General features: G+C 45.9%; 22 protein-coding genes and 1 pseudogene. 17 read left to right on the forward strand and 6 right to left on the reverse strand.

What is annotated here, in order from left to right:
• Positions 1–11: 11 nt before the first annotated feature.
• From ACXAEA_RS02275 to ACXAEA_RS02290, 4 genes are all read left to right on the forward strand, one after another.
• Positions 12–1,931: a molybdopterin biosynthesis protein gene (locus ACXAEA_RS02275; RefSeq protein WP_475094323.1), complete on the forward strand. Its 1,920-nt coding sequence runs from the start codon at positions 12–14 to the stop codon at positions 1,929–1,931.
• A gap of 172 nt (positions 1,932–2,103) precedes the next feature.
• Positions 2,104–2,568 (forward strand): molybdenum cofactor biosynthesis protein MoaE, encoded by a 465-nt coding sequence (locus tag ACXAEA_RS02280; RefSeq protein WP_475094324.1) that lies wholly within the window; start codon positions 2,104–2,106, stop codon positions 2,566–2,568.
• Positions 2,561–2,794: a molybdopterin converting factor subunit 1 gene (gene moaD / locus ACXAEA_RS02285; protein ID WP_475094325.1), complete on the forward strand. Its 234-nt coding sequence runs from the start codon at positions 2,561–2,563 to the stop codon at positions 2,792–2,794. Before ACXAEA_RS02280 ends, moaD begins: the two co-directional genes overlap by 8 nt.
• Before the next feature lie 79 nt (positions 2,795–2,873).
• Positions 2,874–3,893: a thiazole biosynthesis adenylyltransferase ThiF gene (locus ACXAEA_RS02290; protein WP_475094326.1), complete on the forward strand. Its 1,020-nt coding sequence runs from the start codon at positions 2,874–2,876 to the stop codon at positions 3,891–3,893.
• 81 nt (positions 3,894–3,974) lie between these two features.
• On the opposite strand, the gene ACXAEA_RS02295 is transcribed toward ACXAEA_RS02290, so the two are convergent.
• Positions 3,975–4,304: a YflT domain-containing protein gene (locus ACXAEA_RS02295; protein WP_475094327.1), complete on the reverse strand. Its 330-nt coding sequence runs from the start codon at positions 4,302–4,304 to the stop codon at positions 3,975–3,977.
• A gap of 172 nt (positions 4,305–4,476) precedes the next feature.
• Between ACXAEA_RS02295 and ACXAEA_RS02300 the strand changes: the two genes are divergently transcribed.
• The 3 genes from ACXAEA_RS02300 (at position 4,477) to ACXAEA_RS02310 (ending at position 6,260) form a co-directional block, all read left to right on the forward strand.
• Positions 4,477–5,157, forward strand: coding sequence for a uracil-DNA glycosylase (locus ACXAEA_RS02300; protein ID WP_475094328.1), 681 nt, complete (start codon positions 4,477–4,479; stop codon positions 5,155–5,157).
• 374 nt (positions 5,158–5,531) lie between these two features.
• The gene (locus ACXAEA_RS02305; protein WP_475094329.1) at positions 5,532–5,849 is read left to right on the forward strand and encodes a YwdI family protein; all 318 of its coding nucleotides are present in this window, start codon (positions 5,532–5,534) and stop codon (positions 5,847–5,849) included.
• 39 nt (positions 5,850–5,888) lie between these two features.
• A complete protein-coding gene (locus tag ACXAEA_RS02310; protein WP_475094330.1) occupies positions 5,889–6,260 on the forward strand; it encodes a DUF423 domain-containing protein in 372 nt (123 codons plus the stop codon).
• Between the two features lie 49 nt (positions 6,261–6,309).
• On the opposite strand, the gene gerQ is transcribed toward ACXAEA_RS02310, so the two are convergent.
• Together gerQ and hemQ are read right to left on the reverse strand one after the other, a co-directional pair.
• Complete coding sequence (gene gerQ, locus ACXAEA_RS02315) at positions 6,310–6,714, reverse strand: spore coat protein GerQ (RefSeq protein ID WP_475098041.1); 405 nt, start codon at positions 6,712–6,714, stop codon at positions 6,310–6,312.
• Between the two features lie 320 nt (positions 6,715–7,034).
• The gene (gene hemQ / locus ACXAEA_RS02320; RefSeq protein ID WP_475094331.1) at positions 7,035–7,781 is read right to left on the reverse strand and encodes a hydrogen peroxide-dependent heme synthase; all 747 of its coding nucleotides are present in this window, start codon (positions 7,779–7,781) and stop codon (positions 7,035–7,037) included.
• 255 nt (positions 7,782–8,036) lie between these two features.
• Here hemQ and pta point away from each other — a divergent pair, with 255 nt between their 5' ends.
• Positions 8,037–9,014, forward strand: coding sequence for a phosphate acetyltransferase (gene pta, locus ACXAEA_RS02325; protein WP_475094332.1), 978 nt, complete (start codon positions 8,037–8,039; stop codon positions 9,012–9,014).
• 115 nt (positions 9,015–9,129) lie between these two features.
• Positions 9,130–9,966, forward strand: coding sequence for an octanoyl-[GcvH]:protein N-octanoyltransferase (lipL, locus tag ACXAEA_RS02330; protein WP_475094333.1), 837 nt, complete (start codon positions 9,130–9,132; stop codon positions 9,964–9,966).
• Between the two features lie 120 nt (positions 9,967–10,086).
• On the opposite strand, the gene ACXAEA_RS02335 is transcribed toward lipL, so the two are convergent.
• Positions 10,087–10,935 carry an RsfA family transcriptional regulator gene (locus ACXAEA_RS02335; protein WP_475094334.1) on the reverse strand — a complete coding sequence of 283 codons (849 nt, stop codon included), beginning with the start codon at positions 10,933–10,935 and terminating at the stop codon, positions 10,087–10,089.
• Between the two features lie 256 nt (positions 10,936–11,191).
• On the opposite strand from ACXAEA_RS02335, the gene ACXAEA_RS02340 reads away from it, so the two are divergent.
• From ACXAEA_RS02340 to ACXAEA_RS02350, 3 genes are all read left to right on the forward strand, one after another.
• Positions 11,192–11,413: a YuzB family protein gene (locus ACXAEA_RS02340; RefSeq protein ID WP_475094335.1), complete on the forward strand. Its 222-nt coding sequence runs from the start codon at positions 11,192–11,194 to the stop codon at positions 11,411–11,413.
• 284 nt (positions 11,414–11,697) lie between these two features.
• Positions 11,698–13,014 carry an HD domain-containing protein gene (locus ACXAEA_RS02345; RefSeq protein ID WP_475094336.1) on the forward strand — a complete coding sequence of 439 codons (1,317 nt, stop codon included), beginning with the start codon at positions 11,698–11,700 and terminating at the stop codon, positions 13,012–13,014.
• An 18-nt stretch (positions 13,015–13,032) separates the two neighbouring features.
• Complete coding sequence (locus ACXAEA_RS02350) at positions 13,033–13,545, forward strand: YwgA family protein (RefSeq protein WP_475094337.1); 513 nt, start codon at positions 13,033–13,035, stop codon at positions 13,543–13,545.
• A gap of 925 nt (positions 13,546–14,470) precedes the next feature.
• Here the strand turns inward: ACXAEA_RS02350 and ACXAEA_RS02355 are convergent.
• Positions 14,471–14,659, reverse strand: a pseudogene (locus tag ACXAEA_RS02355) (2-hydroxymuconate tautomerase); the annotation flags it as partial.
• Between the two features lie 200 nt (positions 14,660–14,859).
• Here ACXAEA_RS02355 and ACXAEA_RS02360 point away from each other — a divergent pair.
• Both ACXAEA_RS02360 and ACXAEA_RS02365 read left to right on the forward strand, forming a co-directional pair.
• Entirely contained in the window at positions 14,860–15,447 is a 588-nt protein-coding gene (locus ACXAEA_RS02360; RefSeq protein ID WP_475098042.1) for a site-2 protease family protein, read from the forward strand.
• Positions 15,448–15,462: 15 nt separating this feature from the next.
• Complete coding sequence (locus tag ACXAEA_RS02365; RefSeq protein ID WP_475094338.1) at positions 15,463–15,975, forward strand: YwhD family protein; 513 nt, start codon at positions 15,463–15,465, stop codon at positions 15,973–15,975.
• Positions 15,976–16,196: 221 nt separating this feature from the next.
• On the opposite strand, the gene ACXAEA_RS02370 is transcribed toward ACXAEA_RS02365, so the two are convergent.
• Positions 16,197–18,260 carry a transglycosylase domain-containing protein gene (locus tag ACXAEA_RS02370; RefSeq protein WP_475094339.1) on the reverse strand — a complete coding sequence of 688 codons (2,064 nt, stop codon included), beginning with the start codon at positions 18,258–18,260 and terminating at the stop codon, positions 16,197–16,199.
• Positions 18,261–18,531: 271 nt separating this feature from the next.
• On the opposite strand from ACXAEA_RS02370, the gene speE reads away from it, so the two are divergent.
• The 3 genes from speE (at position 18,532) to ACXAEA_RS02385 (ending at position 21,837) form a co-directional block, all read left to right on the forward strand.
• The gene (gene speE, locus ACXAEA_RS02375) at positions 18,532–19,359 is read left to right on the forward strand and encodes a spermidine synthase (RefSeq protein WP_475094340.1); all 828 of its coding nucleotides are present in this window, start codon (positions 18,532–18,534) and stop codon (positions 19,357–19,359) included.
• 158 nt (positions 19,360–19,517) lie between these two features.
• On the forward strand, positions 19,518–20,390 hold the full coding sequence (speB, locus tag ACXAEA_RS02380) for an agmatinase (RefSeq protein ID WP_475094341.1): 873 nt from the start codon (positions 19,518–19,520) through the stop codon (positions 20,388–20,390).
• A gap of 127 nt (positions 20,391–20,517) precedes the next feature.
• Positions 20,518–21,837: a short-chain fatty acid transporter gene (locus ACXAEA_RS02385; RefSeq protein ID WP_475094342.1), complete on the forward strand. Its 1,320-nt coding sequence runs from the start codon at positions 20,518–20,520 to the stop codon at positions 21,835–21,837.
• The last annotated feature ends 189 nt before the right edge of the window (positions 21,838–22,026 follow it).

Raw genomic sequence — 22,026 nt, forward strand, 5'->3', positions numbered from 1 at the left:
GGAGCCGCATCATGGAAAGAATACGATACAACCGAAAAATCTATCTTGAAGACAAGCCGCGCGAACAAGCAAGGAATGAAGTGCTTGCCGCGTTCGGCCTGCCTCAGGAAAAAGAATGGATCCCGGCTGCCGCCGCCCTTGGACGCATTACTGCTGAACCTGTTTTCGCCAATGTTTCGATGCCTTTTTATCATGCATCCGCGATGGACGGCATTGCCGTGAACGCAGAGGATACTTATGATGCACATGAACAGCGCCCGCTCCATTTGAAAAAGGGCGTCCAGTTTGAATATGTGGATACAGGGAACGCGATTCCTACGCAATACAATGCAGTCATCATGGTCGAGCATATCCACGTCATTGACGACGAGACAATCGAAATCATCGAGCCAGCAACACCATGGCAGCATATCCGGCCGATTGGCGAGGACATTGTTCAGGAAGAAATGCTGTTCACGCAGGGACATCAATTGCGTCCTGCCGACCTTGGAGCCCTCCTTGCGGCCCAGGTTACAGAGGTATGCGTCGTCAAGAAACCGCTCGTGACTATCATCCCGACAGGAAATGAACTCGTCAGCGCGGAAACTTCATTGTCTTCAGGCAGGATCATTGAATTCAATGGCACCGTTTTCAGTGCGTATGTAGAAGATTGGGGCGGCAATCCATACCTGCACCCAATCGTGAAGGATGAGCCTGAAAAAATTAAGGAAGCACTGCTGAATGCAGTTGAGACATCGGATATCGTCGTCATTAATGCAGGTTCATCAGCAGGTTCGAAAGATTATACTGTGCATATTCTCGAGGAACTTGGCACTGTTTTTACCCACGGTGTGGCAACAAGGCCGGGTAAGCCAGTCATTCTCGGGAAAATTAAAGATAAAGTAGTGGTAGGTGTTCCGGGATATCCGGTTTCTGCATACCTGGCGCTTGAGTGGTTCGTAAGGCCGCTTGTGTGCAAGTATTTGGGGATCGCTGAGCCCCAGAGGCCGAAGCTTGAGGTTAAGCTGGGACGCAGGATTGTCTCCACGATGGGAGCGGAGGACTTTGTCCGAATGAATATCGGCTATGTGGATGGACAATTTGTTGCCAATCCGCTGACGCGCGCGGCGGGCGTCACGATGTCGCTTGTGCGGGCAGACGGAGTGCTCGTCGTGCCGCCTGAGGAGCTTGGATACGAGCAGGGAGATACCGTCGAAGTCGAACTTTACAGACCTGTCGAAGAAATCAAGAACGCAATCGTCTTCAGCGGCAGCCATGATTTGACGATCGACCTGTTGTCCTCCCAGCTTAAAAAGCAGCGCACCGACATGAAGATTGTTTCTTCCCATGTTGGCAGCATGGCCGGTTTAATGGCAATCAGAAAAGGGGAAGCCCATGTAGCGGGCATTCATTTGCTTGACCCGGAAACTAAAGAATATAATGTTACCTACGTAAGGAAACTTCTTGCCGGGCAAGACGCAGTCCTTTATCCGTTTTTAAAAAGAACCCAGGGTTGGATGCTTCCAAAAGGCAACCCACTGGGAATCGAGAATGTCAGTGACATCGCAGTGAAAGGTGCAGACTACGCCAACAGGCAAAAGGGAGCAGGCACCCGCATTTTGTTTGATTTATTGCTAAAAGAAGCAGGACTCTCTGCAGACGAGGTGAACGGCTATGACCGTGAAATGTTCTCCCACCTTAGCGTCGCCGCTGAAGTGAAGGGGAACGACAACGCGGCTGGACTCGGCATCTTCCCCGCTGCCCGGGCGATGGGGCTGGACTTCATTCCAGTAGCAGACGAAAGCTACGATTTGCTGATGACAAAAGCATTTTACGAAAGCGAAAAGGGCATCTGGTTAAGATCCGTAATCCAATCCGAAGCCTTCAAAGCCGAAGTCGCCAAAATCGGCGGCTACGCAGTCGTAGAGAATCCAGAGCCAGTTTATTTTTAATATATTGATGAGTTTTGAATGATTTTTACGGACAGATCGAAGGCAGAAACAGAGAAAAGCGTCCAATAGAAGGTCTCTAATGGACAAACTGAACGGGAAATCCGGCTAAAGAGTCCGTAATAAATATAAGAATTAGAATCCTGATCCGGATCAATTTATTGAGGTGATATTGATGAATTACGAAATCGCGAAAGAACCTATCAACGTTCAATCCGTCATTGATAAAGTGGTCCAGCGTGAGGCAGGGGCAATCACTACCTTTATTGGCACTGTGCGTGAGTTGACTAAAGGCAAGAAAACTCTTTACCTGATCTATGAGGCATACGAGCCGATGGCGGTCAAAAAGCTTGAACAGATCGGAACGGAAATCCAGGAGCGCTGGAACGGGGCAGAGGTTGCGATTACACACCGAGTCGGCAAGCTAGACATCACGGATATCGCCGTAGTGATCGCTGTATCCACTCCTCACCGCAACGATGCATATGAAGCAAACCGATATGCCATTGAACGCATCAAGGAAATCGTCCCAATCTGGAAAAAAGAACATTGGGAAGATGGCGAGGAATGGATTGGCAACCAATTAGAAACTGTCCCATATCCGACAGGGAAACCGGAGGAGAAGGATCTCAATGAATAAAATATTATTCTTTGCCCATTTACGGGATGAAGCAGGACATGAATCAATCGAAATCGAAGCAGCCGGCAAGACTGTTGCTGAGCTAAAGCAAATTGTCGCGGAAAAATACGGAGTGCAAAAGCTTGATACTTCGATGACAGCAATCAATGAAGAATTTTCATCGAACGATGAAATGATCAAAGAGGGAGATACAATCGCCTTCATCCCGCCTGTATCTGGCGGCTGATTATTTTTACAACGCCCCGTTCCATTGGCTTATTGGCCGATGCGATCAGGGCGTTGGTTTTACAGGGAGGGGTACAACCATGTCAGAAAGATATTCACGCCAGACTCTGTTTCCTCCGATCGGCAAGTCCGGACAGGAGAAGATCAGAAGCAAGCATATACTGATGATCGGGGCGGGTGCGCTTGGGTCGGGAAATGCGGAGCTGCTGGTAAGGGCAGGGGTTGGCCGTTTGACGATTGTCGATCGGGACTATGTCGAAGCGAGCAATCTGCAGCGACAGCAGCTTTATACGGAAGAGGATGTTGCTGAGAAGCTGCCGAAAGCCGCAGCGGCTGAAAAAAGGCTGCGGGCAATCAACTCCGATGTCGAAATGCGCGCATACATTGCTGATGCCACTCCGGAAAAATTAGCCGAGCTTGCTGCTGGCGTCGACTTAATCATTGATGCGACGGATAATTTTGAAACGAGAATGGCGATCAACGATATTTCACAGAAATACCGGATTCCATGGATTTACGGTGCATGTGTTGGCAGCTTCGGCATGAGTTTTTCGATCATTCCTGGAAAAACACCTTGCCTGAATTGTCTGCTGAAAACTGTTCCGCTTCAGGGGATGACATGCGATACCGGTGGCATCATCGGGCCAGCAGTTCAGATGGTCATTGCCCATCAGGGAGCAGAAGCACTGAAAATCCTCGTTGAAGATTGGGATGCGGTCAGGACTTCTTTTGTCAGCTTTGATTTATGGCGGAACCAGTATACGAGCATGAAAATGTCAAAGGCGAAGGACCCTGGATGTCTTTCCTGTGGGGAGCTGCCAGAGTACCCTTATTTGAACGCAGACAATATGACGAAAACAACCGTGCTTTGCGGCCGTGACACCGTACAGATCAGGCCTCCTAAACAGCAGGAGCTCAATCTCCAGGAAACGGCCGAGAAGATGCGGGATCTAGGGTATCAGGTAAAAGGAAATCCTTATCTGGTATCTGTGGAAATGGCTGAAAATAGAATGGTCATATTCCAGGATGGCCGCGCATTGATTCATGGCACAAAGGATTTAGCCCAGGCGCGCAGCATATACCAGAGGTTTTTCGGATAATAACGCGCAAACCCCCTGCCAAGCTGGCAGGGGGTTTCTATATAAACGATCACTCAGGATCGGTTATGATTATGCGGTGGTTTATTTTACTTCATCTGTTGCAACAAGGACCAGGCGGCCTTTGTCCAATTCAACTTCATACTGCTCAGCCTCTTGTTTTGAAAGGCCAAGGGACTCGAACTTGTTGCGAAGCTCATCTCCGCGCGACTTGAACATGTTGCCGATGGAATCAAAGAAGCCTTGTTCCTTGAAGCCGACTCCACCAGTATCAGTTGCATCCGTTAAATGCTCACTGCGGTTCTCGTCATGAGCAAAAATATAAATGTTTTCTTTACCGAACCCAGATGCTTCAAGTGAACTGATTTTTTCCGCTGCCTGTACGCCGTTTTCAACTACTTCAACTTTTAACATAGTATCTTCCTCCTAATAGCTTTTTTTCTTATACTAGTTTGGGAAGCTTATTTAGCCTTCCGCGTCTACACTATATATATATCCGGTATGGGCTCTATTAAACATGCTGGCAAATGTTCACATATAGTTTTATGAAAAAGGGTAGTTTGATAGAAGGAAAGGAGCTGGAACCATGGCACTTTTGAATAATAGCTGGGCCCCGCTGCTGGCGGAAGAATTTGAAAAAGCGTATTACCTGGAATTAAGAGAGTTTTTAACAGAAGAATATGCAACGATAATGGTCTATCCCGAGAAAGAAGAGATTTTCAATGCACTGCGTTATACAGATTACGAAAATGTTAAGGTAGTGATCCTTGGCCAGGATCCTTACCATGGACCAGGCCAGGCACATGGCTTAAGCTTTTCGGTTAAGCCAGGGGTGGCACTTCCCCCTTCCCTGCGGAATATTTTCAAGGAACTGAGCGCAGATCTAGGCTGCCAGATTCCGGATAACGGTTATTTGAAAAAATGGGCAGACCAGGGTGTGCTGCTCCTGAATACTGTCTTAACAGTGAGGGAAGGGGAAGCGAACTCTCATAGGGGAAAAGGGTGGGAGATCTTCACTGATAAAATTATCACCATCCTTAATGAGCGTGAAAATCCAGTGATTTTCATCCTCTGGGGCAAGCCGGCGCAAAGTAAAATCAAGCTGATCGATGAAAATAAACATCATATCATCATGTCGGCACATCCAAGCCCGCTGTCAGCAAGAAGGGGATTCTTCGGCAGCAAGCCATTTTCGAGAGTCAATGAAATGCTGGAGGCGCAGGGGAAGCAGGAGATTGACTGGCAAATTGAAAACTTAAAAGATTAAGAGCTCTGGGTAACCAGGGTTTTTTTAAAAGACTCTGTTATAGACCAATGTGAATTTTAAAAACCTGTTGATTGTAGTGGAAGGCGCACAGACTCCAGCGGGATCAGCTGGACAGATGAGACCCCGCAGAAGCTTGCGACGAGGAGGCTCAGCGCAAGCCCCGCGGAAAGCGAAGCGCCTGGAACGGAAATCAACAACTAATTTAAACAGAGCATAAAAAAATCAGTATGATAAAAATTGACATGTTCCACGTGGAACTTACAGATTTCTTCCCTAAAGTCGAAAAAACGTGTGGATTGTTGTAGAATGGAACGGTACAAATACTAAATGATTCGCAGTATATACATAAATAAACCATCCATGGAGGTGAGTCGATGAGTATTTCAATGCAAAAGCTATTGTTGAAGATGGAAGAAGAATTAAGGCGGGCAAAATCGGCAGAAACAGAGACCGGTCAGCGTGAAAGAATCCATTCCATCAAAACGCTATGCGAGCTTGTGCTAGATGAGCCTCTGCAGCAGGGCGGAGGAAAGCAAAATTATAGCAGTGCTGCGCCGGTGCAATTCGCTGCTGTCCAGCCAAGCATCCCTCAGCAGCAAATGCCGATAAACCAACAGTCAACCATGATTCCGCAGCCAAAGAAGCTGGAAATGGAAGATAACTCAAACGGAGATTCACTCTTTGATTTTTGATGAAATGAACAGCCAATTTTTATGAAGAGGTGAAACAAAATGAAGGTATTTATTTTAATAGGAGCCATCAATGCGTTCCTGGCCGTGGCCCTGGGAGCGTTTGGAGCACATGGGCTTGAGGGGAAAGTCGAACCGAAGTATTTGGAAACATGGAAAACGGGTGTTACGTACCAGATGTTCCATGCCACTGGCATTTTAATAATCGGAATCTTTGCAGGAAAGCTTCCGGCAAATGCGCTTATTAGCTGGTCAGGCTGGCTGATGCTAATCGGGATTATTTTATTCTCAGGAAGTCTGTACGTATTGAGCGTGACGAAAATAAGCATTCTCGGAGCGATCACACCACTTGGGGGGGTGGCATTCCTTGCTGCCTGGGTACTTTTGATGATCGCGGCTGTAAAATATCTATAGTCTTAAAAAAAGGAGCACGCCGATTGGCGTGCTCTTCTTGCATCAAATATTATCTCGGCGGGTAGGCTGTCATTCCGGCTCCTCCGCCGAAAGGATAGTCGTACTCGATTTCCTCATCAAATGTAATGTAATCGAGGTAAATCATCGGCAATAAATATCTCATGCCGGTTTGGGGATCACTGATGATAATGTGATCCCTTCCAGCTGCTTCAATGATCCCTTTGAAGATTTTCGCGTTCCACTCCTTGTTGTTTTCAAAGGTCATATAAATAGTAGCAAGTTTGCCTTTGTTCAGACGTAAAATATTTTCGATATACGATTGTTCTGCAGGAAGCATGCCTGCAACTTGAGGTCCTGCACTGCTCGGCATCACTCCGCCGGTTTGCGCAGGGAAGGTTGGTGTCTGAGGGTATCCCATTTGCCCCATTTGTCCCATCTGGTTCATCTGTCCCATCTGACCTTGAGTAGCGGCCTGCTCGTCGGTACCAGTATACGGCTGGTAGGTTTGCGGATAAGTTCTGTAATTATAATATGGATAATTGTATTGAGTCATTGTATAGCCTCCTTAAAAGTTATTAGTCTTTTACTTCAATTCACCTTTTATATGTAAAATGGTGAAATTGACTTTTACAGGATGGGGTACAAGTAAACTGAATCCTCACTATTTCATTCATATGAGGAAAGCTTGATTTTATGACAGAAAATAGACGGGGGTGGGGAGTGTTTTTGGATATAAAAAAACCCCAGGCTATTGCCTGAGGCTGTAATAAATGTTTAATTAACGTGCAGGAATGAAGAAACGCGGTCTTCTTCAAGAAGGTTACCTACGAAGAAAGAACCGAATTCGCCGAAGCGCGCGCTTACTTCATCAAAACGCATTTCATACACAAGCTTCTTGAATTGAAGGACCTCATCTGCAAATAGAGTTACGCCCCACTCGTAATCATCGAAGCCTACTGAACCTGTGATGACCTGCTTGACTTTACCAGCATACTGGCGGCCGATCATTCCGTGGCTGCGCATCATGTTGCGGCGGTCTTCCATCGGAAGCATGTACCAGTTGTCTTCGCCCTGGCGGCGCTTGTCCATTGGATAGAAGCAAACATGCTTTGCCTTTGGAAGTTCAGGGTAAAGGCGTGCAAGGATTTGCGGGTTCTGGTATGGATCTTCACCTGCAGGAAGATAGTTGCTCAGCTCAACAACGGAAACATAAGAATGAGCTGGAACCGTGTACTCAGCAAGCTTTGATTTGTTAAATTCAGTTTCGATTTCATTCAATTCTTCCATTGTAGGACGCAGGATCATCATCATGAAATCTGCTTTTTGGCCCACGATTGTATATAGAGCATGGCTGCCCTGTTTTTCTGCCTGGGTTCCATTCCACTTTTCCACTAGTCCGAGGAATTCCTGGATCGCTTCCTGGCGCTCTTCAGCGGGAAGCATCTTCCAAGTTGTCCAGTCTACTGTTCGGAAGTCATGCAGGCAATACCAGCCATCTAATGTCTGTGCTGCTTCTGTCATTTATATCACTCCTAAAAATCATGAATATACCATTATCATATCATAGTTTCTCCATACGTCATGCTTATAAAACCTTGTTTGTTTATCCTCTGCGAAAAAAGGATATTTTGTTAAAGATTGCAAATAGTAAAAGGGGCAGGAAAAACATGCTTGAAAATTTACAATAAAAAGACTTCAAGGTTGAAAACGGTAACAATCTTGAATTTTAAGGTTGGTAAAGTATGCTATAAGTAATAGATTAAAGGAGGAGTCAGCATGAGTGATTTATTTGGAGGCTTAAAAGCCAAATTAAGCGGACAGAATTTACGGATCGTGTTCCCCGAAGGCCTCGACGAACGGATTTTAGCAGCAGCTGGTAGATTGGCTGCAGACGGTGTGTTAACGCCAATTTTAGTAGGGAATATTGAACAGATCCAGGCGAAGGCAAGTGATATGGAAGTATCGCTTGATAACGTTGAAATCTACGACCCGGCAAATTTTGCGATGATGGACGAGCTTGTCGCGGCATTCGTCGAAAGACGCAAAGGCAAAGCGACGGAAGAACAGGCACGCAAAATTCTTCTTGATGAAAACTATTTTGGCACAATGCTTGTGTACGCAAACAAAGCAGACGGCCTAGTCAGCGGTGCTGCGCATTCCACTGCCGATACTGTCAGACCGGCATTGCAGATCATCAAGACAAAAGAAGGCGTCCGCAAGACTTCAGGCGTTTTCATTATGGTTCGTGAAGATGAGAAGTATGTATTCGCTGACTGTGCAATCAATATCGCTCCTGACAGCCAGGATCTTGCCGAAATCGCGATCGAAAGTGCGAAGACAGCAAGAATGTTTGATGTAGAGCCACGTGTGGCTATGTTAAGCTTCTCTACTAAAGGATCTGCTGTATCTCCTGAAACGGAAAGAGTTTCAAAAGCAGTCGAAGAAGCCAAGCTACGTGACCCATTGTTGATCGTAGATGGCGAATTCCAGTTTGACGCAGCATTTGTTCCATCAGTTGCAGCGAAAAAAGCGCCAGACTCACCGATCCAGGGTGATGCGAATGTTTTCGTATTCCCAAGCCTTGAGGCAGGGAATATTGGCTACAAGATCGCCCAGCGCCTCGGCGGATTTGAAGCGGTAGGACCGATCCTGCAAGGCTTGAACCGCCCGGTAAATGACCTGTCCCGCGGCTGCAGCGAAGAAGATGTATATAAGCTAGCTTTGATTACAGCAGCACAGGCACTTGTTAAATAAGATAGTAATTTTAGCCGGTCGGATTTTCCGATCGGCTTTTTTACGGTGTAAGCTGCTTCTGGGGAGTATGCTATAATATCAACGAAAAGATACAGAATGAAAAGAGGAAATGACGATGGATGAGGCGCTTATTTTATTGCGTCAGGATAAATGGAGATTGATCGACCAGTCGGCCCTCGGTACGCACTTTCATGCCCTCCAGTCGTTCGGGACGGATGATACGCTTTGTGAATCGGTCGGGACAGGGCAGTCGCCAGCTACCGCAAGGGCATGGGTGCACCATGATACAGTCGTCCTGGGTATCCAGGATACAAGGTTGCCTCATCTCCAGGAAGGGCTAGAGTATCTTGAAGAGCAGGGGTTTCAATACATTGTCCGCAATTCCGGCGGGCTTGCAGTCGTGCTTGACGAAGGAGTCCTGAATCTATCACTTATTTTACCTGAGAAGGAAAAATGCATAGATATTAACCGCGGCTATGATGCCATGTGGTTATTGATCAAGGAAATGTTTGCTGATTTCCATAAAAATATAGAGGCGAGGGAGATTTCTGCGTCATACTGCCCGGGCAGCTATGATTTAAGCATTGATGGGAAAAAATTTGCTGGAATCTCGCAGCGGCGGCTGAAAAAAGGGGTCGCGGTGCAAATCTATTTGTGCGTGACTGGCAGTGGAAGTGAGCGGGCCGAGCTGATTCGGGAATTTTACGCCCGATCCAAAAAAGGGGAGAGCACGAAATTCAGCTATCCTGAGATCCAGCCGGAAGTAATGGCGTCACTGTCTGAATTATTCGGTGTCGAGATGACGATTCAGGATGTCATGCTGCGGTTCTTAACATTCCTGAACAGAAACAGCAATGAGCTGACATCTGGCTATCTGAACGGAAACGAGATTGAGCTGTTTGATCACTACTATACTAGGGTCATTGAGCGGAACGAGAAATTCCTGGATTAATGGCTCCCATAAATAAAGATAAGCCGGAAACGATTGGGTTTCCGGCTTTTTCTTAAAGAGGGGGCTGCTGCTTGAATCTCCTTCTCCATCCAACATCTATCTATTTAGTAATTAGCAAATCTATTCCGCTACTTTTTCGAGATTGCCGTTGCGGTCCATCTTGAACTTTGTTGCCGGACGTTCTTCTTCTTCAAACAGAGCAAGCTTTCGTGCACGGTTCATGATTTTCATAAGTGTTTCGTAATCTTCCTGCATTGTATTCGTGTTTTTCTCGAGCCTGTTTATTTTTTCCTGCAGCTCTCCGTTTTGGTTCCTTAAACTATTTATTTCACGCTTTAATCTTTCATTCTCGCTCTTGTAAATATCGACCTGGAGCGATGAGCCGTTCAAGCTTTGCAGATAGGCGATTACATGTCCCATCGTCAAGCCCGTTTGAGGAACGGTATGTCGTACAGGTGCTGCCTGTGTCCTTGCAACTGGAACTGGCGTCTCTGCGATTTCAGCAGCTGCTTCTGCAGAGTAATCTTGTTTCTCCTCTTTCCTACTCATTAAATCTTGCATATCGGCCATGAGTGCCGCGTCAATTTGCTTGTCATCCTGCTCAAGCAATGATAGATCGAATGTAGCCTGTGATTCAGTCAGTTCAGCTTCTGGCAACGAACCTGTCAAACTTTCATCCATCATTGGAACCGGCGGGGCATAGAGCAATTTCTTCTTGCCGCCCTGATCCTTGCCTAGGATTCTCTGTCTCTGTTTTCGCTGTTTTTTGGCAAGCTGCAATGCTTTTTCATAGTTATGCCTCACGACTGCGTTCCATCTGAATCCGCAGGCAGCTGATGTACGATCCAGCTTGTCACCCACCTCTTCAAAAGCATTCAATTGTGTGCTGCCTTCCCTTACATGCCTTAGCACGGTTTCAGCCAGCAATAAATCATTTTCATCTGTCCAGGCATCTTGTCGTACCTTCATTTTTCTTCAACTCCCTTTTACATTGGTTAACTATTTAAAACTCATATTCCAATCATGTCCTGAAATTGGAAACCTTATACATCGTAAAATGGAAGGATAGTAGATTTTTCGCGTAAATACGTGTTTTCCATAAAGATAGATATGCAAAAGGACCTCTCCAACAGCTTGCATTCATTTTAAATAAGAGGTAAAATACGCTTTAGTCTTAATATTAGTGTCATCAACTTCACGGTTGATCTAGAAAGGGTTGTCCTAAATGGCAAACGAATTCCGTGTTTGCGACGATTGTCAGGCCGTAAACCTTAAAACATTGATTCCAAAGCTGAAGCAGCTGGATTCTGAAGCGACTGTCGAGATTGGGTGCCAGTCCTATTGCGGACCTGGAAGAAAGAAAACTTTCGCATTCGTCAATAATCGGCCCGTCGCTGCGCTGACTGAAGAAGAACTTATGGAAAAAGTCCAGAAGAAACTGAAGTAAGCTTCTTCTCTGTTTTTTATATCATTCATAATAATGGCTCGTGCCCGTTAGCATAGCCTGTATAAATCACCTTTAAACAACCGTTTAGAGGTGATTTTTTTTCCGCGGTAAACTTGCAAACTACAAGATTGTTTAGAAATCCTTCTAAATTGGAATTAAAGGGATATGGGAAAAGGCTTTGCAAATCTTTATGAAAAATTTGTAAAAATTTGCAGAAAATCGAGATGATTTGACGAACGAAACAGGCTATAATAAAAACAAGCTGAACAGGAAGAAGGAGAACGATGGGATATTCGGAAGAAAAATTACTTGAAGAAAAAGTATTCAAAGATCCAGTACACCGGTATGTCCATGTCCGTGACCGGGTGATCTGGGATTTGATCGGAACGAAAGAGTTCCAGCGCCTGAGAAGGATCAAGCAGCTCGGCACGACGTACTTAACCTTCCACGGAGCGGAACACAGCAGGTTCAACCATTCATTGGGAGTCTATGAAATCACACGCCGCATTGTCGACAACGCGTTCGCTTCCCGCCCTGAATGGGATGAAGGGGAGAGGCTGCTCTCATTGTGTGCAGCATTGCTTCATGACCTGGGCCATGGACCGTTCTCACACTCGTTTGAGAAGGTGTTCGATCTTGACCATGAAGATTTCACAAGGGAAATCATCCTTGGTGATACGGAAGTGAACCAGGTGCTTACGAGAGTGGCTCCAGACTTTCCGAAAAAGGTCGCTGAGGTTATTGAAAAAACGTATGAAAACAAGCTTGTCATCAGCCTGATTTCAAGCCAGATTGACGCTGACCGAATGGATTACCTGCAGAGGGATGCCTATTTTACCGGTGTCAGCTACGGACATTTTGATATGGAACGGATTTTGCGTGTCATGCGCCCGCGGGAAGACCAGGTCGTGATTAAGCAAAGCGGGATGCATGCTGTCGAGGACTACATAATGAGCCGCTACCAGATGTACTGGCAGGTTTATTTCCACCCGGTGACAAGGAGTGCCGAGGTGATCCTGACGAAGATTCTTCACCGTGCCAAACACCTTCATGAGCAAAACTACACCTTTAAACATAAGCCGCATCATTTTTACTCAATATTCGAGGACCGTATGACACTGCAAGACTATTTAAAATTGGATGAAGCCGTGTTCCTCTACTATTTCCAGATTTGGGAGGAGGAAGAGGACCAGATCCTGAGCGATTTGTGCCGCCGCTTCAATAACCGCAATCTATTTAAATATGTCGAGTTCGATCCTGCCAAGGAATACAAGAAGCTGGCGAAGCTTTCCGTGTTATTCGAACAGGCAGGGCTGGATCCTGAATATTACCTGGTAGTCGATTCATCATCAGACCTTCCGTACGATTTTTACCGACCAGGTGAGGAGGAAGAGCGCCTTCCGATCCATCTGCTGAAGAAAAACGGCGAAATACGCGAGCTGTCGCGGGAATCTGAGATTGTCGATGCCATCTCTGGCAAAAGGCGGACAGACCATAAACTTTATTATCCTGCCGATTTTTTGGAAAAGGAAAAAGCACGCCCTGAAATCGGGCAGATTGCACAGATTCTTGAGCTGAACTTAGACAATGGGACCATTTGATACAGGAGTTGACGCGTTTTGTTAAAAGACCACGCTAAAATCATACATGCCATTTCAGTTTCTGGAGAGGTCATCGGCAGGAAAAAACTTCAGAAAATGATCTATATCGCGAAAAAGATGGAGTTCCCTTTCCAGGAACGATTCCAATTCCATTTTTACGGACCGTATTCCGAAGAACTGACATTGCGGGTGGAAGAACTATGCAATATGGGCTTCCTGGATGAAGTGAAGGAAAAGAAAGGCGGCTACTACCAATACCGCTATACATTGACCGAAGCAGGCCAGGAATTCCTTGGAGAAAACAGCATCGAGATGCCATGCCTCGGAGACTGCCTGACCGACATCAACGACCAGAATGCAAGATTCCTTGAACTCGTTTCCACGGTTTTGTATTTTGATAACTTGCCAGATGATGAGGTTCGCGAAAAAATCCAGACGGTGAAAAAAAGCCAGAAATATACTGATGAAGAAATTAACGAAGCTAACGCATATATAGCGAGCTTGAAAGAAAAAGCCAGGCAATTGGCGTAAGGAGTTTAAATCGGGTACGAACCCTTTTGGGGTTTGTGCCCGATTTTTTTGTGAAGGGAAATATGTTCCCGGAATAGGGGAAGAGAAGAGAAACCGGTCACAAAAAAGGGAAACATGTGCCCGTGGATGCGTAGAAATCGAGCTGACGATCACAAAAAAGGGAAACATGTGCCCGTATGCGCGTAGAAATCGAGCTGACGATCACAAAAAAGGGAAACATGTGCCTGTGTGCGCGTAGAAACCGAGCTGACGGTCACAAAAAAGGGAAACATGTGCCCGTGGATGCGTAGAAACCGAGCTGACGGTCACAAAAAAGGGAAACATGTGCCCGTGGATGCGTAGAAACCGAGCTGACGGTCACAAAAAAGGGAAACATGTGCCCGTGGATGCGTAGAAATCGAGCTGACGGTCACAAAAAAGGGAAACATGTGCCCGTGGATGCGTAGAAACCGAGCTGACGGTCACAAAAAAGGGAAACATGTGCCCGTGGATGCGTAGAAACCGAGCTGACGGTCACAAAAAAGGGAAACATGTGCCCGTGGATGCGTAGAAACCGAGCTGACGGTCACAAAAAAGGGAAACATGTGCCCGTGGATGCGTAGAAATCGAGCTGACGGTCACAAAAAAGGGAAACATGTGCCCGTGGATGCGTAGAAATCGAGTTGACGGTCACTAAAAAGGGAAACATGTGCCTGTGGGCGCGTAGAAACCGAGTTGACGGTCACAAAAAAGGGAAACATGTGCCCGTGGATGCGTAGAAATCGAGTTGACGGTCACTAAAAAGGGAAACATGTGCCTGTGGGCGCGTAGAAACCGAGTTGACGGTCACATAAAAGAGAAAAATATCTTCCCGATTGAGGCTCAGAATAGAAATTACTGCGGCATAAATGAAAAAAGCCCAGAATCCCTGAGCTTTTAGTCCATCCTACTCGTCGCTTAACCGCTTGCCTGCTACGGCATAGTGGTTCTTCGTCATTTCCTCGATGAACACGACGATTTTTTCTTTTGGCGCGCCTGTTGTTTCGCTGACTGCGTCTGTTACTTTTTCGACTAGTGCTTTCTTTTGGTCCTCACTGCGGCCCTCAAGCATTTTCACTGTTACGTATGGCATTTGATTTGCCTCCTTGAATGACTAATATGTACATCTAAATTGAGTTTTTCATAATTCGCTAAAATACGCAAGCCCCTCGGAAGATTCACTTTTTCACATTCACATTAGAATGGGTTATACTTTAGAGAAAAGACAAAAAAGGGGAATGGATTGTGTTTTTTTATTATTCATTGGAGGAAATTCCGTATGTGGCTGCGGCGCTGATGATCGCGTTTGCGGTGCATGAGTTCGCACATGCGTGGGTCGCGTATAAGTTCGGAGACCCGACTGCCCAGAGGCAGGGGCGGCTGACGCTGAACCCGATCAAGCATCTCGATCCGCTTGGTACCATCTTGATTTTCATAGCGGGCTTCGGCTGGGCGAGACCGGTTCCGGTCAATCGTTTCATGTTCAAAAATCCAAAGCTGGCCGGGGTGCTGGTGTCCATTGCGGGGCCAATCAGCAATCTGATCCTCGTTTTCCTGGCATTCGTCATCTGGTACATATTCGTTGCACTTGGATTGGCATCTGGGGTTCCGGAGTTTTTCCTGAATTTCCTCAACATCTTCATCGGGCTGAACGCGATGCTGTTTGTCTTCAACCTTCTGCCGTTCCCGCCGCTTGATGGCTACCGAATCATCGAAGATCTCGCACCAGCGAAAATCAGGGCAAAAATGGCACAGTATGAAGCGTACGGATCGATCATCTTTTTGATCCTGGTGATCACACCCCTTGACCAATACACAATCCAGCCGATTTTCCACTATTTGATTCCGGCTGTGACGGATGGAATATACAATCTGTTTTTCTAGAGGAGGTTATTTTTCATGGAAGAAAAAAAAGGCAAGAATATTGGATTCAATATTATTAAAAATGACCCGATGGACGGCCATAAGGGCTTCGGGAAAGGTGCTCTCACATTAGATAATGTATCGCCGGTGATCGTTGACGTGGACGCAGGAGAGGCGACTGTTGATGTTGGTGCGATGCATGCGCGAAGTGTGGTGGAAAAGGGAATCAAGTTTCTTACCGACCGCAATGAGGTGCCGGATGCAAAGCTGTATTGGGTTGTCTGGGTGACAATCGACAGGAAGGAAGATGGTCCGTATTATGCTGGCGTCACAGCATGCGAAATGACCGTCAACCGTGAGATCCGCCGGGGCTATAAGCTGCTTCCTGAGCACGTGAACCGTCTTGATAAGTCGATTAAGCGCCATATCATTGTTAATCATATGGATGAAAAATCGAAAACAATCCTGGCTGATTTCCTGAAGAATCACGACCCGGGAATGTGGGATCGATCTTCAGACGAGTTGAAAACTGGACTATCCGTTAATTAATTTTACAGTTGGATAATAGTCCCTTAAATTTGTCGAAATTGTGACACTTCTTCATAAGTGACAATATCTGGCTTGCTCAAATCCAATAAAAAAAGTAAACTGATAACAGCGTAAAACACATTTTATGCTAGGACGAGAAAAACCCCGGAGGCTTGCTTCCGGGGTTTTTCTTTTGCTCTACAGAGATAAAAGTCGTTGACACTGAATGATAGGGCAGATTCCTAACGCCCGAAAATCCGCTTGTACCAAGGTTTCTTTTCCTTTTTCTCCTGCGGTTTATCTTCCTTATGTTCTTCATGGTCAATGTGATCTGTGCAGTATTCAGTCGGTTCCGTGCCGGCCGCGAATAAGGTCAGCCTCTTGACCGGACAGCCATCTGCGGCAAGCTTCCCATTTGCTGGGTCGACATAGACTGAAACGGTGCCTTTGGCGGCTTTAAATTTCTTCGCAGGCTCTTTATCAAGCGCTTTTTCCATAAAATCAAGCCATACATTCTTCGCATATGATTTTTCCACTGTCAGCTCGATTGGTTTTCCTTTATCATACCCAGTCCATACAGCTGAAACGAGCTGCGGTGTATAGCCAACCATCCAGCTGTCTGTTTCAGTAGTTCCTGATTTTGCTGCATACGGACGTGTCATTTTTTTAATCAGCGTGCTTCCCGTCACAGAAGCATATCCATTAAGTTTTTTATCAAAAATGCCAGTCAGCATATGGGTCATGACAGAAGCAAGTTCTGGCTTCAGAACTTCTTCTTGTTCACCTTTATATTCGTAAATGACTTCACCTTTATGGTTTTCAACTTTCTTGATCAGTACAGGGTCCACTTTTTTGCCGCCGTTGGCGAGTATGCTGTATGCATTTGCCATCTCAATGACTCTTACGCCCGACGTGCCGAGTGCAAGAGATGGTACATTGTTCATTTCGGATTTGATCCCAAATCGTTTGGCAGTTTCAATCAGTGTTTGCTCGCCAAGGAAAAGATGTGTTTTTACAGCATATACATTATCGGACAACGCCAATGCCTGTGCCATTGTAATGTCATTTTCGGCATATTTATTGTTAAAATTATGCGGTGTATATTCAGACCGTCCGTCATCGAACATGAAGGTTGTCAACTGGCTCTTCATTGTCGACGATGGTGTAAAACCATTTTCAAGTGCCGCGTAATAAAGGAGTGGCTTCATCGTTGAGCCTGGCTGCCTGACAGCCTGCACCGCCCTGTTGAACGGGCTTTCCTCATAATTCCTTCCACCAACCAGCGCTTTTACATGCCCATTCTTCGGATTCATCGCCACAAATCCGGCTTGGATGTCAGAATCCTCGGATATCATCTTGCTGATTGATTTTTCCGCGATTTCCTGCTGCGAAAGGTCAAGTGTCGTATAGACTCTTAATCCACCAAGTGAAATCGTCCTGTCATCGAAATTCAATGAGTTTTTAAGTGCATTGCGGACCGCATCCTGGAAATAGGGAGCAGCGCCTAAAGTGTCATGCTGGTGCTTGCCAACGAGCTTAAGCTTTTCGATTTTTGCTTTTTGTGCAGCAAGTTCTGTGATGTAGCCATTCGCTTTCATCGTATAAAGAACAGTATTCTGGCGATGCTTTGCTTTTTCCATCGATGCCAAAGGCGAATAGATGTTAGGGCCTTTCGGTATTCCCGCAAGCATGGATGCTTCCGCCAGGGATAAATCCTTCGCGTCCTTGCCAAAATAATAACGGCTAGCTGCCTGGACACCGTACGCGCCATTTCCATAATAAATCGTATTCAGATAGCCTTCGAGGATTTCATCCTTGGAGTAATTCATTTCAAGACGCAAAGTATAAAGGGCTTCGGTTGCTTTGCGCTTCCACGTTTTGTCGTGTTCCAGGTAGAGATTGCGCGCATATTGCTGGGTGATCGTGCTGGCACCCTGCACTTTGGCCATTGCCTTCAAGTCAGCCAGCGCTGCCCCGGCAATCCGTTTATAATCAAACCCATTGTGGGCGAAGAAGCTTTTATCTTCAATGGAAATAGTGGCATTGATCAAATGCGGCGAAATATCCTTGAGCGCCACCCAATAACGCTTTTGCCCGGAATGGCTCTCACCAATGACCGTTCCGTCGTATGAATAATATAGAGTCGACTGCGGTACGGCAAGAGGAGGCGGTCCCTGGAGCTTCGCGTACCCGATCAGAGAAAAATAGAGGACGGTCGCCAAAGCAAGCCCCGCAAGCCCGAAGAAAATCAAGGCGCGCAAATATTTAATTGTCTTGCGAAACCGCTGGTCAGTCATCAGCTCCATACTGCTTCCCCCTAAATAAATAGATAATATCAGTATGAAAAAAAACGGCATCTTTTAAACATAGAATCAGAGAGAATTAAATTTTGCTTGCATTTTTGCTAGATTCAACTATACTTTTTCTGATGTTTGTATTTGTGATGTTGGGGAAGTATAACAAATAAATGTAAGCGCCACGCTTGATCAATATAAATTTGGACAGCAAAACTGCTGCCTGCCGTGAGAATTCGCCGCATCATAACGGAAATTTTTTTTGCCGAAAGGAAGGATATTAATGGGTCTTTGGTTTACAGAAAAGCAGACAGAAAACTTTGGTATCACAATGAAAGTGAACAAGACGTTACATACAGAACAGACTGAGTTCCAAAAGCTTGATATGGTGGAAACAGAAGAGTGGGGCAACATGCTTCTTCTTGATGACATGGTTATGACATCTGTAAAAGATGAGTTCGTATACCACGAGATGGTTGCGCATATTCCATTGTTCACACACCCAAACCCTGAGCATGTATTGGTTGTTGGCGGCGGCGATGGCGGAGTAATCCGTGAAGTCCTTAAGCACCCTAGCGTGAAAAAAGCGACTCTTGTTGATATCGACGGAAAGGTAATCGAGTATTCCAAGAAGTACTTGCCTGAAATCGCAGGAAAGCTTGACGATCCACGTGTTGATGTCCAGGTTGGCGACGGCTTCATGCATATCGCAGAGAGCGACAACCAGTATGACGTCATCATGGTTGACTCTACAGAGCCAGTCGGCCCGGCAGTGAACCTGTTCACTAAAGGCTTCTACGCAGGAATTTCCAAAGCGCTGAAGGAAGATGGTATTTTCGTAGCGCAGTCTGACAACCCATGGTTCAAGGCTGTCCTGATCCGCAATGTGCAAAAGGATGTAAGAGAAATCTTCCCGATCACACGCCTTTATGTAGCGAACATCCCGACATACCCAAGCGGAATGTGGGCGTTCACACTAGGTTCAAAGAAGCATGACCCGCTTGAAGTGAGCGAGGAACGCTTCCACGAAATCGAAACAAAGTACTACACGAAAGAGCTTCACAAAGCAGCTTTCGTATTGCCAAAGTTCGTTGGCGATCTTCTAAAATAAAAAGGATTATGTGCCTGTTTAACCGGCATATTCCATACGGCTTCCCGGTAAAATCCGGGGGCCATTTTAGTGTAAAGGCTGTATTAGCGGAATGAACGGAAATCACTAGCTTAAGTTAACATAGCCAATGCAAAAAATATTTGAAAGAGGTGTTTGGAATGCGTTTTGATGAAGCCTATTCTGGCAATGTATTTATCGGCAGCCATTCAAACTTTATGGAAAGCAAGGCTGTCCTTTACGGAATGCCAATGGACTGGACGGTCAGCTACCGCCCTGGTTCACGTTTCGGCCCTACGCGTATCCGTGAGGTATCGATCGGCCTAGAGGAGTACAGCCCCTATCTTGACCGCGAAATGGCTGACCTTCAGTATTTTGATGCAGGAGATATCCCGCTTCCATTCGGAAATGCGCAAAAGAGCCTTGATATGATTGAGGAATTCGTGGACAAGCTTTTAGCTGCTGAAAAATTCCCGCTCGGAATGGGCGGCGAGCACCTGGTATCATGGCCGGTCATGAAGGCAGTGGCAAAAAAATACGAAGACCTTGCGATCATCCACTTTGACGCGCACACTGACTTGCGCGAGCACTATGAAGGGGAGCCATTGTCCCACTCAACTCCAATCCGCAAGATTGCGGAGCACATTGGGCCGCAAAATGTTTACTCATTCGGAATCCGTTCGGGGATGAAGGAAGAATTCGAGTGGGCTAAGGAAGTGGGTATGCACATTTCCAAGTTTGAAGTGCTTGAGCCTTTGAAGGAAGTATTGCCTAAGCTTGCCGGCCGTCCTGTTTATGTGACGATCGATATCGATGTTCTGGACCCGGCGCACGCTCCTGGAACAGGAACAGTCGACGCAGGCGGAATCACTTCCAAGGAATTGTTGGCATCCATCCATGCGATTGCAAACTCTGATGTAAACGTAGTAGGAGCTGACTTGGTAGAAGTTGCCCCAATCTATGATACATCTGAAATGACAGCAAACACAGCAAGCAAGATCATCCGTGAAATGATGCTTGGTTTTGTGAAGTAATATTAGATGAGAAGCCGCTTCCTTATCAGGAGGCGGTTTTTAATTTGCCCTTTTTAGAAGGAATATTCTTAATTATCTAGAAAATATAATGATTATGAATGTAACTACTAATAAGGAGGTTAAAAACATGAAGATGTTAGTTTCTTTTTTCAACCGCATTATGCAGCGGTACTTGCCTGATCCATTTCTTTTTGTCATTATTTTAACTTTTGTTGTATTCGGATTGGGCCTTATTTTTACAGATAACGGACCGTATCAGATGGTCCAGCATTGGGGCAATGGATTCTGGGGTCTGTTGGTCTTCACTATGCAAATGGTGCTTGTTCTGGTGACAGGCCACGTACTTGCGAGCAGCCCTATTTTCAAGAAGGGGCTGGGTTCACTCGCATCACTTGCTAAGTCTCCGGGCCAGGCGATTATTTACGTAACAGTAGTTTCAATGATAGCGAGTTTAATCAACTGGGGATTTGGCTTGGTCATCGGTGCCCTGTTTGCGAAGGAATTAGCTAAGAAAGTTAATAATGTTGATTATAGGCTGTTAATCGCAAGCGCTTACTCAGGGTTTGTCGTCTGGCATGGAGGGATATCAGGTTCCATCCCGCTAACCATTGCTACAGAAGGACATTTCACTGAAAAAATGATCGGAGTTATCCCAACGGATCAAACTATTTTTTCTAGTTTTAACCTATTTATTGTCATTTCCCTGTTGCTTATTCTGCCGATAGTGACGCGTATGATGATGCCATCAAAGGAAGAAACCATTACGGTCGATCCTATTCTGTTAGAAAACGATGTGCAGGCGGCAACGCTGGAGCAGGGATTGATGACTCCTGCAGAGCGTCTGGAAAATAGTAAGGTAGCATCGTTGCTGATTGGTGTTTTTGGACTTGTATTCTTATTCTATTATTTTGCGAACAATGGCTTTAAACTAAATCTGGATATAGTCAATTTCTTGTTTTTATTCCTGGGGATCCTGTTTCATGGAACTCCGAAGCAATTCCTTGATGCAGTTTTGAATGCGGTAAAAGGAGCAAGCGGAATCATAATCCAATTCCCTTTTTACGCAGGGATCATGGGAATGATGACTACTTCGGGTCTGGCTGCGGTCATTTCTGAAGGTTTCGTTTCGATTTCAAATGAGTTTACCTTCCCGTTGTTCACTTTCCTGAGCGCCGGCTTGGTTAATATCTTCGTTCCTTCCGGAGGCGGACAATGGGCTGTCCAGGCTCCAATCATGCTGGAGGCAGCTCAAACAATGGGTGTCTCCATACCGAAAACAGCTATGGCTGTCGCATGGGGGGATGCATGGACAAACCTGATTCAACCGTTCTGGGCACTGCCAGCTCTGGCCATTGCCGGACTGAAAGCCAAGGATATCATGGGATATTGTGTGATAACTTTGATTGTGAGTGGAATTGTGATATCAGTAGGGATGCTATTTTTCTAATAAAATTGAGAAGGAGGAGCAGATTGCTTCTCCTTTTTTACTGGGAAAAATCGTTGATATTTTCCAGTTCGCGGAATGATGGTTGTTTTTCGCGGAATTAAGGTGTGATATCGCGGAATTAACAGGCCGTTTCGAGGAATAGACCTATCTTTTCGCGGAATGCCCAAGTTGAGTTCCGATAAAAAACAA

This window comes from Mesobacillus sp. ABV4_180, assembly GCF_056158485.1.